General features: G+C 43.5%; 14 protein-coding genes. 6 read left to right on the top strand and 8 right to left on the bottom strand.

The features are described 5' to 3' along the window. Positions 1-318 precede the first annotated feature (318 nt). Positions 319-783, bottom strand: coding sequence for a hypothetical protein (locus DQQ10_RS16200; RefSeq protein ID WP_112747930.1), 465 nt, complete (start codon positions 781-783; stop codon positions 319-321). A gap of 97 nt (positions 784-880) precedes the next feature. Here DQQ10_RS16200 and DQQ10_RS16195 point away from each other — a divergent pair, with 97 nt between their 5' ends. Continuing rightward, the gene (locus tag DQQ10_RS16195) at positions 881-1,102 is read left to right on the top strand and encodes a hypothetical protein (RefSeq protein ID WP_112747929.1); all 222 of its coding nucleotides are present in this window, start codon (positions 881-883) and stop codon (positions 1,100-1,102) included. On the opposite strand, the gene DQQ10_RS16190 is transcribed toward DQQ10_RS16195, so the two are convergent. From DQQ10_RS16190 to DQQ10_RS16175, 4 genes are all read right to left on the bottom strand, one after another. After that, complete coding sequence (locus DQQ10_RS16190) at positions 1,099-1,653, bottom strand: BON domain-containing protein (RefSeq protein WP_112747928.1); 555 nt, start codon at positions 1,651-1,653, stop codon at positions 1,099-1,101. The two genes, DQQ10_RS16195 and DQQ10_RS16190, sit on opposite strands and share 4 nt — an antisense overlap. Before the next feature lie 60 nt (positions 1,654-1,713). Then, positions 1,714-2,352 (bottom strand): DUF2306 domain-containing protein, encoded by a 639-nt coding sequence (locus tag DQQ10_RS16185; RefSeq protein WP_112747927.1) that lies wholly within the window; start codon positions 2,350-2,352, stop codon positions 1,714-1,716. After that, positions 2,352-4,127 (bottom strand): YARHG domain-containing protein, encoded by a 1,776-nt coding sequence (locus DQQ10_RS16180; protein WP_112747926.1) that lies wholly within the window; start codon positions 4,125-4,127, stop codon positions 2,352-2,354. The genes DQQ10_RS16185 and DQQ10_RS16180 overlap by 1 nt, the downstream gene beginning before the upstream one ends. 66 nt (positions 4,128-4,193) lie before the next feature. Then, positions 4,194-4,796 carry an START domain-containing protein gene (locus DQQ10_RS16175; protein WP_165823964.1) on the bottom strand — a complete coding sequence of 201 codons (603 nt, stop codon included), beginning with the start codon at positions 4,794-4,796 and terminating at the stop codon, positions 4,194-4,196. Positions 4,797-5,157: 361 nt separating this feature from the next. Between DQQ10_RS16175 and DQQ10_RS16170 the strand changes: the two genes are divergently transcribed. Next, positions 5,158-8,334, top strand: coding sequence for a ligand-binding sensor domain-containing protein (locus DQQ10_RS16170; RefSeq protein WP_165823963.1), 3,177 nt, complete (start codon positions 5,158-5,160; stop codon positions 8,332-8,334). An 18-nt stretch (positions 8,335-8,352) separates the two neighbouring features. On the opposite strand, the gene DQQ10_RS16165 is transcribed toward DQQ10_RS16170, so the two are convergent. Both DQQ10_RS16165 and DQQ10_RS16160 read right to left on the bottom strand, forming a co-directional pair. Then, on the bottom strand, positions 8,353-8,562 hold the full coding sequence (locus DQQ10_RS16165; RefSeq protein WP_133259675.1) for a hypothetical protein: 210 nt from the start codon (positions 8,560-8,562) through the stop codon (positions 8,353-8,355). Between the two features lie 65 nt (positions 8,563-8,627). Continuing rightward, a complete protein-coding gene (locus tag DQQ10_RS16160; RefSeq protein ID WP_112747922.1) occupies positions 8,628-9,053 on the bottom strand; it encodes a hypothetical protein in 426 nt (141 codons plus the stop codon). Between the two features lie 140 nt (positions 9,054-9,193). Between DQQ10_RS16160 and DQQ10_RS16155 the strand changes: the two genes are divergently transcribed. Continuing rightward, entirely contained in the window at positions 9,194-9,529 is a 336-nt protein-coding gene (locus tag DQQ10_RS16155; protein WP_112747921.1) for a hypothetical protein, read from the top strand. Here DQQ10_RS16155 and DQQ10_RS16150 read toward each other — a convergent pair. Beyond that, entirely contained in the window at positions 9,526-10,191 is a 666-nt protein-coding gene (locus tag DQQ10_RS16150) for an alpha/beta hydrolase family protein (RefSeq protein WP_221409748.1), read from the bottom strand. The genes DQQ10_RS16155 and DQQ10_RS16150 overlap by 4 nt on opposite strands. Before the next feature lie 49 nt (positions 10,192-10,240). Here DQQ10_RS16150 and DQQ10_RS16145 point away from each other — a divergent pair, with 49 nt between their 5' ends. The 3 genes from DQQ10_RS16145 (at position 10,241) to DQQ10_RS16135 (ending at position 14,790) form a co-directional block, all read left to right on the top strand. Next, positions 10,241-10,516, top strand: coding sequence for a SemiSWEET family sugar transporter (locus DQQ10_RS16145; RefSeq protein WP_221409747.1), 276 nt, complete (start codon positions 10,241-10,243; stop codon positions 10,514-10,516). After that, positions 10,517-11,248, top strand: coding sequence for an endonuclease (locus DQQ10_RS16140; RefSeq protein ID WP_112747919.1), 732 nt, complete (start codon positions 10,517-10,519; stop codon positions 11,246-11,248). It begins immediately after the preceding gene. A gap of 113 nt (positions 11,249-11,361) precedes the next feature. Beyond that, complete coding sequence (locus DQQ10_RS16135; RefSeq protein ID WP_112747918.1) at positions 11,362-14,790, top strand: methylmalonyl-CoA mutase family protein; 3,429 nt, start codon at positions 11,362-11,364, stop codon at positions 14,788-14,790. Positions 14,791-14,830 lie beyond the last annotated feature (40 nt).

The raw sequence follows: 14,830 nt of genomic DNA, 5'->3' as shown, positions 1-14,830 counted from the left end.
CAGACAAATGTCGCTGTGCATTAAAAGCCATCGAAAGCGTCATAAAAAAGCGGTTTCATAGAAAAAAAGAAGAGGCTGCAACAAGTACAGCCTCTCTTTGCGTTGATCCCATGTCATCAAAACGGTGTTACCCGTGTAAAGTAAGGATTGTATCAACTGTGAGGTATGAATGCATCCTAAGAGAGATCAACCGTATGCCTTACATCATTAAATCAATATGCCTACTTTCCTTAACGACGATTATCACGTCCTTGGAAAATATTTTCCTCAATACAAACAAACTTGAGGCACTAGGCTCGCAGGCAATCAATCAACAAGCTATAACATCGATGTATCAAAGTCCCCTTGAAGATCTTCATCCAGCTTTGCGATAAGCGAATGAATTTTCTTTACCTGCTGCTGATACATATTGGACAACACGACATTTTTCTGCAATGGCACGCGGTGCTTTTTCACCAATTCACAAAAGTGAATGCGCACATCGATCTCTGTTGAAATGACCTCAGAATATTTCACGCGACGATTTACGATTCTCAAAATCTTGCGAAGACTTTTCTTGACATAGTAGACATTTCCCTGCGGTAAATCTTCAAAATGATTCTCAATTTCTTCTTTTACTTTATTAACATATCCGTTCTCGTCATGAAAATCAAATAAAAGATAGGATAATAGTTCCTTATTCTCTTTTTTATAGCGTGCAAGACGTTGACATATCTCTTGCAGGCGAGACGATTCTTGCTCTTTTAATTCTTGTCTGATTTCTTTAATCGAAGCACTTTCCATGGCAACCGTCTTTTCTTAAGTGGCGGAAGATAGCCGAACGATCGCAATAATGGAAGCACGTGTTGGCGGTTGATGGGATAAATTGTTACCTTGCAGCGTGCAAAAAAGTTTAAATCTGATCGAAGAAACGCTCAGTCATTTTAGTGAAGGCGCAAAATCGGTGCGCGCATACTCACCCACCACCACCTACATCATCACAAAAATAAATGATGAAGGTGAGTTTTGGATTACGCTCGAAGAACCTGGATTCCCAAAGAGCCGCGCAAAAGGTTTAGAACAATACTTCTCAGAAGTGTATGGCATCGAAGCTGTCTACTAACGGCCGATGCTAACACCATTTCCTAACGGCGGTTGCACGCGCAGTCTATTCTCTACTTGTTGAACACCGCGAACATGCTCACAAATATCCTCTGCTAGACGTTTTGACGCGCGCGAATCAACATATCCAGAAATAACTACAACACCGTTTGTCACATCAAGCATCATCTCTGATGCATCGAGGTCACCGTGCTCGGTAAGACGGATGTATATATCATCGGCAATAGATTCATCACGCCTTGTAACGTTACGTTTCGGTGAATAGTCGGTTGCGTATTTTGCATCGCGCCGCGAATTTCTTGCAGCCATCGCATCTTGCCTTCGGTAGTTCGCCGCTAAGTCATATGCTCGTCCCTCGCGTTGAATGCTGTTATAAAATTCTCTTGGGTAAAACTGATAACGATCATACGCACCACGTCGAACACGATCGGCATCTTTCCCCCAGCCTCTTTGATATTGGAAGTCATTGTTTCTAATGCGCGGATCAATACGGTTATGTTGAAAAGCATATTGTCCTCGTACAACAAAATCGTTTTCGTGACCAGATTTCATATTCTTTTTCGTTTCGAAATAGAAATACAAAACGGTGCCAGCAGCAGCCTCTACGCAGTATCAATACCGGATTGTGCGTCTCTTCGAGCGAAGAAATAATTCTACAACGACTAGATTTGGAACCCAACTCAACCAGGAAAACACGGCATAAGCAGACGGTTGAGCAAGTTCAAAGCTCCACGAAAATATATAGATATAAATGCGCAATGTTACTGCAGCAAATGTGAGTGCGAAACTGCGCCACATCCATTCTCGATGAGCATCGATCTGTCGTTTGCGGATACGATCGAAAGCAATCGCAGTAAACGTGAACCACAACACCGTCTGAAGTAAAAAACTCGTCAGAACAACCGGTCCTCTTCCGATGAACAAGCTCATGACTAACCCGCCTGGTGCGGCAAAAAATAAAATCCCCATCACATAGAAGTAGCCAAGGCGCCGATGTGCACTTGGAAAGTTGCGATAAGCGTTCGGATAGAGCTGAAAAAATCCTGATAGCAAAATGAGTCCGCCGAGAAGAACATGGGCGTAGTAAGCAGGAAGATACCATCCCGTGGCAATTGCTTCCTGCTTTATTCGTAAAAAGCTATAACGCGAATCGAAATTTAGATACGTCAGTGTGTTAATCGTTAGCAGTATCGCCAATAACAATACAATTACAAACAATACATAGCTTCCGATTTTAAGAACGCGCTGCATTACACAGGTTTCTGCATCAGCGACAAAATCTTATCGAGGAAATCAAGGTTGTAGCGATCGATTTCCGTCATGTCTTCGCGAAAAGCTTCGATGCTCTCGTAACGAGGATTATACCAATCACGATACTCAAAGCGCTGCTTCACGCCATCCTCAGGAAAGATAAATCCATACGTTGCAAGAATCTCGGCGCGTATGTATTCAATGGTAGCGGTCGACAGAAAAGTACGCTTCTTTTGTTCGCCATCTTCATACACCAAAAAATCTCCGGTCAGGTACGTGCTATCCATCTTGACAAATTGCGTGAATGCGAAATCTCGATTTGATTTCAGTCGCTTCATTTGTGTGTCGGGACCTAATTCGAAATAGTCGTACTTGAACAGGTTGTACTCGTCCCAATACTCACCATCCATTTCTGAATATGCGCCTTCATAGCTAACCTCCAAAAGACGGTCATCTAATCTTTTAAAGTTCACTTCACCTGCATTGGCCACATTGTCGATCTCCAAAGTATCATGCTGTGGTCCCACGAAAACAACACGGTCGTACGTATAGAATTCTTCGCGCCCCTCGATGTATCGCTCCGTGATGGACGTCATCACGGCACTAATTTTGTCGGTGATCGATTGGACCTTCGTACCTTTTGTCTCAACGTAGTCGGTCCAACCTGCGTAAGGGAAAGGCGTCGTGGAAATCCCTTCAATTTTTTCATCGAGCAATCCAGACTTCACCAAATATGAAGGCGGAATCAAGATGCCGTAACCGATGCTTGGCTCACGTGGAATTTCACAGTAAGCATAAAGGCTATCACCTTTAAATTTTAAATTATCTGGTATGAACGCAAAAGTGTTGACCCATTGCTGCGCAGCCTCGGAAGGAAGCCCAGCTTGATAGGAATAGTCCTTGTCAATCCAGCCATACGTTGTATCAGATTTCACAATAGCCATTGCTTTTCCTTCTTTGTAAGGGATAATCAAATCGTGATCGGTATCCAGTAAAAGTTTCTTTGATACTAAATCGAAGTATCCCACCTTTCCATCTTTCTTTACTTCAACAATATTGGGAAGGTCAAATCCAATCGTTCCGATGAGTTGATATTCAACGGGAATAATCACGGTACCTGCATCGTCAACTAATCCCATAGTATAGTCTGTGGATTTTTTCTCACCATCAACTTCCCATACACCCTCAACCACATAGAAATAGCGCTTTTGATTATACGTCGCATACCACACAACAGAATCAAATTTCTGCTGTAACGCTTGCGCTATCGCAAAAATAGGTTGACGTACCTTCAGCGCTTGTGCCTGTTCGACGCTGTATTCTGCCTCGATACGCAAGTCTGCAAAAGCTTTGTAAAAAGCCTCAGCGTCAAACGTGCTAATCACATAACTACCATCTTTGGGTTTCAAAATCATCTTAACAGAACTTTCAGCGGCGTATTCCTGTGCGAGTTTTTCAGAATGAAAACTTACGGGTGCCAACACGTTCACGATACCTTTATCGAATACCAGCTCCGCATTTTCAAAGTTCACGCTACATTTCAAGAACTCATTTTCTTTGTTTTGCAAAATGCGAATCGCGGCAAGAATAGCTTCCGCGGATTGCTGCGTATCGAACTGTTTCAGAATTTCAGCATCACTTTTAGATAAGTTATTCTGAAATGCAGTCAAAAAAGCACGCGCCTCCTTTTCAACATCTTTCTTTTGAAGAACACTACAGGCTGCAACGCCAGTGAACAGGAATACAATGAAGAGGTAAATGGATGATAATCGCATACGTTGGGGATTCAAGACGCAAAGATAATTATTAGTTGGATTATCCACGCGTTGGTATGGGTACAACTAACGGATTCCCAGTTTCTCTTTCAATTTCCCGAAAGAATGAAAAGGCCCTTCGGCAACACCCAGGTTAATAATCCAAGCGGGTATCGATCCACCAGGGTCGACCGACAACGTGTAAACAATGTTTAATCCATCGGCAACTTCCGTTACATGCCACACGGCAAGTTGATACGGCACCCGCACGAGGTCATCGTCAACAGGATACGCATAGTCGATTGTTTTTACTTCTATCAACAACGTCTTGGCTGGTTCATCGTGGGTCAGCTTTTTGTGCACGATCAATTCCCGATTCGATGCGGGCCATGGCGCTTCCACGACGGTCCGATAAATTACCTCTTCCCCACTAATGCGTTTTAGCACTTGCGACGCTATCATCTTGTACTGCCAATACTTGTAGCTATCGATATCATCGAGAAGCGTCGTTAAGTCTGTTAATGTCTTCCCTGATAATTTCAACTCCGCGCGAATTGACTTCAACTTCGAGTCTTTCGCTTTGCACGTATAAACAGAGATTCCATCCTTCACCTTTTTCAACTCACAGTCCTGAGCCACTACTGTGACTACATTTAGGTAACCAACCAAAACAAAAAAATAAAATTTCATTGCGACTACAGATACGCCGTTGGACGTACAACGGCCGGGATACCCGAAATTAAAAAAATGAATTAATCCTTGATTACTTTTTGTGCGGCAACACCAACTACTAATCATTTTCTAAGTACCATTTTGTGAAAGCGACACTTGTTGAATCAAGCTAAAGGCAGCATCAATAAAAAAGACGTCATCGATTGAAATCATTCGATTCCCTTCATTTCAAGTTCTTTTTTTAGTAATATTATCCATAACCAGTTCTTATTCCATGCGATCAAATTCAGATTTCCATCGCTCGAAAAAAAACACTCCCCTCTTCAAATTTCTCGTCGTCCTATGCTGCTGCTTCTCCGAAGTTTGCCTTGCTCAAGACATGCGGTTTGACCATTTCGGTGTTGAACAAGGGCTCTCGCAGGGAAATGCCGCTGCTGCTTATCAAGACCGTTATGGTTTTATTTGGATCGGCACCGAAGATGGATTAAATCTTTACGACGGCTATTCTTTCACGGTGTTTCGAAATGATCCACGCGACTCCACGTCGATCAGCAATAACAATGTCAAATGGATTACACAGGATCAATCAGGGAACATCTGGCTCGCTACATTGGGAGGACTGAACATGTATGACCGGAACAAAAACCAGTTCACGCGATTTTTGTATGACAGCCTCGATGCCAATTCATTAACCAGTAATGAAGTAACGTTTGTTTTTTTCGACTCTAAAAAGCGACTATGGGTTAGCACCGGTGCGGGATTAAATCTTTATGATTCGGCGATCAATGGTTTTAAACATTTCTTACCTGTTGCTGGGCAACCCAATCGTATTGCTGGAAAAATTGTCCGACATGTGTTAGAAGATCATCAACACCGACTATGGGTGGCAACTGACGGCGGCGTAAGCATGTTGAACAGCGATGAAAATACTTTCACTACCTACGCGCATGATCCGACCAACCCACGTTCCTTAAGTAGTAATAATTTGATTTCGCTCTATGAAGATCAGAGCAATAGCCTATGGGTTGGTACGTTTGACACTGGCCTAAATAAACTCAATCCACAAGATGGTACGGTAACCCGGTACCAACACAATCCTGCGGACCCAACATCACTCGGCAACAATTACATCTATGCCATTGCACAAGATGCTTCTGGCGCGCTATGGCTTGCCACGGATGGCGCACTTGCGAAAATGAACGCTAATGGAACGTTTACCAACTATCGAAAAGTTGAAGGAGATGAAACCACGTTGTCCAGTAATATCATTACGGGAATTTATTTCGACAACGACCAGCGCATGTGGGCGAGCACGCGATTCGGTGGCATCAACGTGTATGATAAAGGTAAATTTGGATTCCCTCATATTCGACATCTTAATCACGACCCTTACAGTATTGCAAATAACACTGTGACGAACTATGTCGAAGATCAGCAAGGACAATTGTACATCAGTATGGATGGTGGTGGAATCAACCGATTAGATCGGGAGACAGGACGATATCTTGCTGTGGCTAAAGGATTATTTTCCAATGACAAAGTATTGGCGATTGAGTTCGACAACAACGGTGAACTTTGGGCGGGCAATTGGGCAGATGGTCTCCATCGTTTCGACCCGAAAACAAATAAGACGCGACATTATCTACACGATCCTAGCAATCCAAGAAGCTTGAGTGATAACAATATTTTCGATCTGCTGAAAGACAACGATGGCAACATCTGGATTGCTACTTACGGGAGAGGTCTAAACCGATACAATACGGCGACAGACGATTTCACCCGTTATGTCAATGACCCGAGTAATCCGCAATCTATTCCAGCGTCTCCCCTTGGATTCTTGTATCAAGATAGGCAAGGGATGATTTGGATCGCGACGGAACGCAATGGACTTATCATCATGGACCCGCGGACTGAGACTTTTCAATTTATCCGCGCCACCGGCAAGCCAGGAGGATTAAGTTCAAACGCAATCTTTGTCATATTCGAAGACAGTAAAAACAGAGTTTGGATCGGTACCGACGGTGGAGGTTTAAATCGTTATGACCGAAAGACAAAAACATTCGAAGCTTATCGAACACATGACGGACTTCCTAACGACGCTGTAGTCGGCATACTTGAAGACGGACAACAACAATTATGGTTAAGTACCAACAAAGGATTAAGTCGTTTTAATCCTGAAAAGAAAACTTTCAAAAATTTTACTGTCAGTGACGGATTGCAAGGCAATCAATTTACGCGATGGTCATTCTACAAAACAACACGCGGCGAACTCATCTTCGGTGGAACAAATGGATTTAACATGTTCGATCCGTCAGCGATAAAAGGCAATGAGAAAAAGCCTCCCGTTTACATCACCGACTTCCGGCTTTTCAACAAGCCTGTTCCTATTGGCGAAAAAGAAATATTAAAACAACATATTCTTTTTACGAAAGATATTAGGCTTAGCTACGAAGAGAATATATTCTCGTTTGAATTCACAGCGCTGAACTATCGTCAACCTGAAAAAAATCGGTACCAATATATAATGGAAGGCTTTCAGGACGAATGGATCGATGCTGGTAACGAGCGAAAGGTGTCTTATACCAACTTGAGTCCTGGCGAATATACCTTTCGCGTGAGAGCTTCGAATAACGACGGCGTGTGGAACGAAGAAGGTGCTTCAATACACATCACCATTGTTCCACCGTTTTGGAAAACATGGTGGTTCAATACACTCCTCGTCGTGTCAATTGTTGGTGGCGCAATCTGGTTGTTCCGCTATCAGCGAAGGAAAGCGAAACGTCAGCAAGCCGAATTGAAAGCGATCATTGAAGAGCAAACCAGCGAAGTAAAAAAACAGAATGCTGAGATTATAAAGAAAGCGGAACAAGAAAAAATTCAAGCCTGGATCTCCGAAGGCATTGCACACATCAGCGACGTTATCAGCAAACAGAAAGGAAGCCTCAACGAATTCTCTCATGAAGTATTAAAAGCGCTTCTCAAATACGTTCGCGCGCAGCAAGGTGTTATGACTGTCGTGAATCGTGAAGATCCAAGTGATGAACACCTTGAAGTGCTGGCAACTTACGGCGTTAATCGCGAGCATAAGAAACATGAGCGAATAGAAATCGGCGCGGGATTGATTGGCGCGAGTTACAAAGACGGTGAGCGGAAAATTGTCACAAATATTCCGACAGATTATCTCAAAATCACTTCTGGATTGGGTGAAGCAACACCTGCAAGGTTACTGCTGCTTCCGCTAAGGACGGATGATGGTGACATTTTGGGCGTTGTTGAGATTGCTTTCTTAACAGAAATTACTGCTACTGTTACCGAATTTTTAGATAAAGTTTCGAGCGTTATTGCTTTGAATATCCACGCGGTGAACTTAAGTCATAAGACAACGCTGCTGCTCCAACAGGCGAAAGAACAGACAGAAGAACTTCGCGCACAGGAAGAGGAGATGCGTCAAAACATGGAAGAGCTTGAAGCGACGCAAGAAGAGTTTCGTCGGCGCGAATTCGAATTCCAAAAACGCATCGAGCAACTCGAAGAAGCACTTCGAAGAAAAGAATAATGTAAACAGCTGTCGACTTTAAAACATCGACGGCTGTTCTTCCATAATTGTTTTGTAATAAAGGCTGACGATGTTAGAGAGGAGAGAAGGTCTTTTATCTAGATCGCGTTCAGCAACGAAGTGCATGAGTAATCCATCATTATTATACAAAGAAAATTGACGTTCATCTTTCACGTCGCCCATTACCTTATAGGTATACGACTTGCCTTTGTAGTAAACTGTTTTCATAGTGGTTGTTCCTTGCTTCGAGTTAAAAAACTTCATGCCAGAGGAACAACCGGCCTTCAATCGATTTAAATGTTAATGTGATACACATCCTGCTCATTCCTGTGGATATTTCTCACAAGAAAGCCACCTGGCTGGGGAATCTGTTCGATGAGGTCGAACTGCTTACAGGATTTCGGAAGTGCCGTAAAAATCAGCAAGAATGAGTAATTCCGAAAATCAGGAATCATCGTCCATTGTGGCGCGAACGAAATATTTTCAGCATGAACCAATTTAGATTTCGCGTTTGAACCTGCGTCGACGAGGAACGTTGTACGCCAAATCCGAATTAACGATCCTTCAGACTGGTTGTCAAAATAACAATGCACGTATACAAAGGAATCCTCCATGACAGCTGGATCGATCGACGATAAAACATCGACATCTACAGCAGGCTTGGTTTTTACTGGATCTTTTACAATCGTTTTTGCACAACAAATTGCTCTTGGTTTCATACCGACATTTTGGGGAATAGCAAAGGTCGCGAAATTTACACTTCATCGCAAGACGAAAACTCATCTCAAATATTGGCCACCATGGTTCCTCCATGATTTAGAAATTGCAACGATTTTAAACAGTTCGTCGTTACTAAGCCATGCTTCCAGTAGTCCTATATACCAAGCGAAAAATCTTTAAATCGTATTGCGGTTTTTCGTTCTTTATTTTCATTTGGATATATGATCCGCAGAAAAAAGATTCTTCGCTAATTCGTCATGAGAAGATTCATTTCTTACAACAACTGGAGTTGCTGTTTATTTTCCATTGGCTGTTGTATGGATTATTCTATGTCGCCGCACGACTGGCGGGCCACAATCACGACAAATCTTATCGATCGATTCCTTTCGAACGCGAGGCCTATGCGCATGAGGACAACATCAACTATTTGAACGACCGCGTCGCGTTCTCGTGGGTCCGCTATTGTGTTCCTTAACCGAGCAGTTGAAATCTACTTTCAATCCACTGCACCGTTCTGTCAACAAGAATATCGATGCGCTCTTTCCTCGAGATCATAAAACCATGGTCAGCACCTTCAATCTTGTCGAGTGTTGCCGTTTGAAGCTTGCTGCACACGCTCTCGATCAAACTATTTTCAGCAAGCGTATCCTTCGTGCCTTGCAAGAAAAGCATCGGGAGCTTCACATTGCTCAAATGCTCCGCGCGCGTGATCGCAGGCGTACCAGCAGGGTGTAACGGAAATCCATAAAATATAACTCCACGCACGCGATCAAATTGTTGCTTGGATAGAAACTGCGAAGTCATTCTTCCGCCAAAAGATTTTCCAGCGGCAAACAAGGGTATTTCCGGATACTTCGAAGCCGCATGCTGCAGCACTGCACCAATTGTTTTTTCCGCTACGGCGGGAACATCAGGGCGTTTCTTCCCATTCTCCATGTACGGAAAATTGAAACGCACCGTCGCGACATTGACCTCAGCAAGCGCTTTCGAAAGAGATGCCATGAACCGATGCTGCATGCCGGCGCCGGCACCGTGGGCGAGCGTCATCACCAACCGTGGCGAAGCAAGCATATATGTTTCCAGTGAGATCTCTCCTATCGAATCACTCACGAGAATTTTCTCTTGTATTGTCTCCATTCACTAAAGATAAGCATTCACACCGTGGCACCAAGTTTACATCAACGACATGATGGACCAGCAACTCATCAAAATTATCGGGATTATTGCCGGCGTATTCACCGCGCTGTCGCTACTTCCACAACTCATCAAAATTGTAAAAAATAAAAAAGCCGAAGACCTCTCGATCGTATACCTGCTCACCCTGTTCGTTGGATTATCGCTTTGGATCTGGTACGGCGTACTCCGTGAAGATCTCCCAATTATCATCACCAACGCTACGTCTATTGTGCTCAACATACTTATCATTTGTCTCGGGATTCGTTACAAGGAAAACAAGAATTAAATGGAAGGTCCTTCACTCGCTATTTTAAAGGATGAGATCAAACATCTCAAGGGGCTCCAGATTATCGCCGCGAAAGGGATATCCAAAATCGACAAACATGATCTCATTGGAAAGACAATAAAACAGTTCAAGACTTGGGGAAAACATTTTTTAATCATCCTTCCCGACACAACCATTCGCGTGCACTTCTTGATGTTTGGCAGCTACAGAATCGATGGAGAAAAAAGTGGATCGCCTCAGCTGAGTTTAATATTAGAGGGTGGCCATGAGATTAATTTGTATGCATGCGCGATACGAATGATTGACGGCAAATTAGGCGACGTTTACGATTGGTCTGCCGACGTAATGTCAACACGATGGGATGCGTCGCGTGCAAGAAAGAAGTTGAAAAGCATAAAAGGTATGATGATAAGCGATGCGTTACTCGATCAAAATATTTTCTCGGGTGTCGGCAACATCATTAAGAACGAGGTACTTTTTCGCGTGATGATTCATCCCGAAAGTATGGTAGAGGCGCTTCCACCACGCAAGCTCACCGCCATGATCAACGAGGCACGTAATTATAGTTTCGACTTTCTGAGATGGAAAAAGAAATTTGAGCTGAAGAAGCATTGGCTCATTTTTACGAAAAAGAAATGCCCTCGATGCAGCACACCAGCGATCAAGAAATATACAGGCAAAGCAAAACGACGAAGCTTCTTCTGTCCAAACTGTCAAACCCTTTATCGTTGACAACCATTGGTTTCATGTTCGACGGGTCCGTAAAGCAAGACCATAACGCTTTTCCTAATAGTCGTTAGGTATTCAACAGTTTCTATTTATTTTTGTACCCATACAACTGGATCATGAGTACAGAAACGATTTCCGCTTCAAAACAAGATAAAAAACAAAGTCTCGCCGGTCATGCTGCACCGGAGCCCTATAAGCCGAAAAATAAAGTTCGCATCGTAACCGCGGCAAGTCTTTTTGATGGACATGACGCTGCGATCAATATTATGCGTCGCATCATTCAGGCCACGGGTTGTGAAGTGATTCACCTTGGCCACGATCGAAGTGTTGAAGAAGTAGTGAATACTGCAATTCAGGAAGATGCCCAAGCCATCGCGATGACCAGCTATCAAGGCGGTCACAACGAATATTTTAAATACATGTACGACTTGCTGAAAGAAAAGGGCGCAGGTCACATCAAAATCTTCGGTGGTGGCGGGGGGGTGATTCTACCGGAAGAAATAAAAGATCTCATGGCGTATGGTATCACGAAAATATATTCTCCCGACGATGGTCGCGCATTGGGATTGCAAGGAATGATTAATGACTTAGTGCAGCAAAGTGATTATCCTACGGGTGAAAAAATTTCGAAAAAAGAAATTGATGCCCTGACCACTAAGAATCCCGTCGCAATTGCGAGAATTATTTCCGCTGCCGAAAACTTTTATGATCAGAATAAAGATATTCTCAACGAAGTAAAAGTTCTTGCAGAAAAATCATCGGTGCCTGTCCTCGGTATTACCGGCACAGGCGGTGCGGGGAAATCATCGATGGTTGATGAGATCGTGAGAAGATTCCTGATCGACTTCAAGGATAAAACACTTGGCATTATTTCAGTAGACCCATCGAAACGTAAAACTGGTGGTGCACTATTGGGTGATCGCATTCGGATGAACGCCATCAACAACCCGCGCGTTTACATGCGATCGTTGGCTACACGTCAAAGCAATCTTGCACTATCTGCGTACGTGAAAGAGGCGATTCAAGTATTGAAAGCAGCACAATATGATTTAATCATCTTGGAGACTTCGGGTATCGGTCAAAGCGACACCGAAATTCTTGACCATAGCGACGTTTCGTTGTATGTAATGACGCCAGAATATGGTGCAGCAACACAGCTCGAAAAAATTGACATGCTCGATTTCGCCGATGTTATTGCTTTGAACAAGTTCGATAAACGCGGTGCACTCGATGCGTTGCGTGATGTTAAAAAACAGTTTCAGCGGAACCATCAACTTTGGAATAGTAAAGTTGAAGACATGCCTGTATTTGGAACGATTGCTTCGCAATTCAATGATCCCGGTACAAATCAGTTGTACAAGCAAGTGATGGACAAAATTGCTTCGAAGACGTCTAGCAAATTACAATCGACGTTTGCCATCACGAGAGAAATGTCAGAGAAAGTTTTTGTAATCCCGCCGAACAGGACACGATACCTCAGCGAGATTTCAGAAAATAATCGTCAGTACGACGGATGGGTTCGTGAGCAAAAAGATACCGCACAAAAATTGTATGCCGTTCAAAAAACGATCGACACGATTGCACGTGACAATGCCGATGTTGCGAAAGTGCTTCAAGCGGAATTTGATAGATTAAAATTAAACCTTGATCCAAAGAATTGGAAGCTCATTGAATCGTGGCCATCGAAAGTAAGCCAATACAAAGAGCCCGTATTTAAATTCAAAGTACGTGACAAAGAGCTGGGCATCAAGACACATGCTGAGTCACTTTCACATTTGCAAATTCCGAAGGTCTCTCTTCCACGCTACGAAGCTTGGGGTGATTTATTGCAGTGGACGCTACAAGAAAACGTTCCTGGAGAGTTTCCGTACACCGCAGGAATCTATCCTTTCAAACGTGAAGGCGAAGATCCGACACGAATGTTTGCTGGTGAAGGCGGACCTGAAAGAACCAATCGCCGCTTCCACTATGTGAGTCACACGATGCCCGCGAAACGTCTTTCTACAGCCTTCGACTCTGTGACGCTTTATGGAAATGATCCTGATTATCGCCCAGACATCTATGGAAAAATCGGCAACTCGGGGGTGAGTATTTGCTGCCTTGATGACGCCAAAAAATTATACAGTGGATTTAACCTTGCAGATCCGCGCACTTCCGTGTCGATGACGATTAATGGGCCTGCACCGATGTTGCTTGGCTATTTTATGAATGCGGCCATCGATCAACAATGTGAGATTTATATCAAGCAAAACGGACTTGAAGCTGACGTTCAGAAAAAAATTGATGCGCTGTACAAGGAAAAAAATGCAGTCCGACCCGCTTATCAAGGTACGCTCCCGAAAGGAAATGATGGATTGGGCCTCATGCTACTCGGTGTAACAGGAGATCAGGTGCTTCCCGCCGACGTGTATGCAAAAATTAAGACGGAAACACTTGCGCAAGTTCGCGGTACCGTGCAAGCTGATATTTTGAAAGAAGATCAAGCGCAAAACACCTGCATCTTCTCAACTGAATTTGCCTTACGTCTCATGGGCGATGTACAGCAATATTTCATCGATCAAAACATTCGCAATTTTTATTCAGTTTCCATTTCCGGATATCATATCGCAGAGGCTGGTGCAAATCCAATTACGCAGCTAGCCTTTACGTTGGCCAACGGTTTTACTTACGTTGAGTATTATTTAAGTCGCGGGATGGACATCAATGAATTTGCGCCGAACTTATCTTTCTTCTTTAGCAATGGTGTCGATCCGGAATACGCTGTTATTGGAAGAGTGGCGCGCAGACTTTGGGCAAAGGCACTGAAGGTCAAATACGGCGCCAACGCAAGAAGTCAGATGTTGAAATACCACATTCAAACCTCGGGGCGCTCACTACATGCGCAAGAAATCGACTTTAACGATATCCGTACGACACTGCAAGCATTGTACGCCATTTATGACAATTGCAATTCGCTTCACACCAATGCTTATGATGAAGCAATCACAACGCCAACAGAAGAAAGCGTCCGTCGCGCGATGGCGATTCAGCTAATCATCAACAAAGAACTTGGACTTGCCAAAAATGAAAATCCAACACAAGGTTCATTCATCATAGAAGAATTAACCGATCTCGTTGAAGAAGCCGTGCTTTCAGAGTTCGATCGCATTACGGAACGAGGTGGCGTATTGGGTGCCATGGAGACGATGTATCAGCGTGGAAAAATCCAAGAAGAAAGCTTGTATTATGAAATGCAAAAACACACCGGCGAATATCCAATCGTGGGGGTGAATACGTTCTTAAGTTCAAAAGGATCACCGACGATCATCCCACAGGAAGTTATTCGCGCGACAACAGAAGAAAAGGAATACCAAATTAAAATGCTGCGTGAACTTCATGCCTTCGCGAACAACCGCGCAACGGCTTTGCTAGAGCAAGTTCAACAAAGTGCAATTCAAAATCGAAATATTTTTGAATCGCTGATGGAAGCTTGTAAAGTGTGCTCACTCGGGCAAATCACGAAAGCGCTTTTCGAAGTCGGTGGACAATACCGGAGAAATATGTAAGTTTTAGTTGCGTTGTAATTTATAACTACAGCGCAACATT

This window comes from Pseudochryseolinea flava (genome assembly GCF_003286915.1).
Taxonomy (GTDB): domain Bacteria; phylum Bacteroidota; class Bacteroidia; order Cytophagales; family Cyclobacteriaceae; genus Ohtaekwangia; species Ohtaekwangia flava.
The sequence above is the reverse complement of the archived record's forward strand: the minus strand, read 5'-3'. Positions and strand labels throughout refer to the sequence as shown.

Excerpts from the sequence above, each read along its gene's own strand:
- DQQ10_RS16200 (WP_112747930.1), bottom strand. The coding sequence starts at position 783 with ATGGAAAGTGCTTCGATTAAAGAAATCAGACAAGAATTAAAAGAGCAA.
- DQQ10_RS16150 (WP_221409748.1), bottom strand. The coding sequence starts at position 10,191 with ATGGAGACAATACAAGAGAAAATTCTCGTGAGTGATTCGATAGGAGAG.
- DQQ10_RS16135 (WP_112747918.1), top strand. The coding sequence starts at position 11,362 with ATGAGTACAGAAACGATTTCCGCTTCAAAACAAGATAAAAAACAAAGT.
- DQQ10_RS16185 (WP_112747927.1), bottom strand. The coding sequence starts at position 2,352 with ATGCAGCGCGTTCTTAAAATCGGAAGCTATGTATTGTTTGTAATTGTA.
- DQQ10_RS16165 (WP_133259675.1), bottom strand. The coding sequence starts at position 8,562 with ATGAAAACAGTTTACTACAAAGGCAAGTCGTATACCTATAAGGTAATG.
- DQQ10_RS16175 (WP_165823964.1), bottom strand. The coding sequence starts at position 4,796 with ATGAAATTTTATTTTTTTGTTTTGGTTGGTTACCTAAATGTAGTCACA.
- DQQ10_RS16145 (WP_221409747.1), top strand. The coding sequence starts at position 10,241 with ATGATGGACCAGCAACTCATCAAAATTATCGGGATTATTGCCGGCGTA.
- DQQ10_RS16170 (WP_165823963.1), top strand. The coding sequence starts at position 5,158 with ATGCGGTTTGACCATTTCGGTGTTGAACAAGGGCTCTCGCAGGGAAAT.
- DQQ10_RS16180 (WP_112747926.1), bottom strand. The coding sequence starts at position 4,127 with ATGCGATTATCATCCATTTACCTCTTCATTGTATTCCTGTTCACTGGC.
- DQQ10_RS16190 (WP_112747928.1), bottom strand. The coding sequence starts at position 1,653 with ATGAAATCTGGTCACGAAAACGATTTTGTTGTACGAGGACAATATGCT.
- DQQ10_RS16160 (WP_112747922.1), bottom strand. The coding sequence starts at position 9,053 with ATGAAACCAAGAGCAATTTGTTGTGCAAAAACGATTGTAAAAGATCCA.
- DQQ10_RS16140 (WP_112747919.1), top strand. The coding sequence starts at position 10,517 with ATGGAAGGTCCTTCACTCGCTATTTTAAAGGATGAGATCAAACATCTC.
- DQQ10_RS16155 (WP_112747921.1), top strand. The coding sequence starts at position 9,194 with ATGCTTCCAGTAGTCCTATATACCAAGCGAAAAATCTTTAAATCGTAT.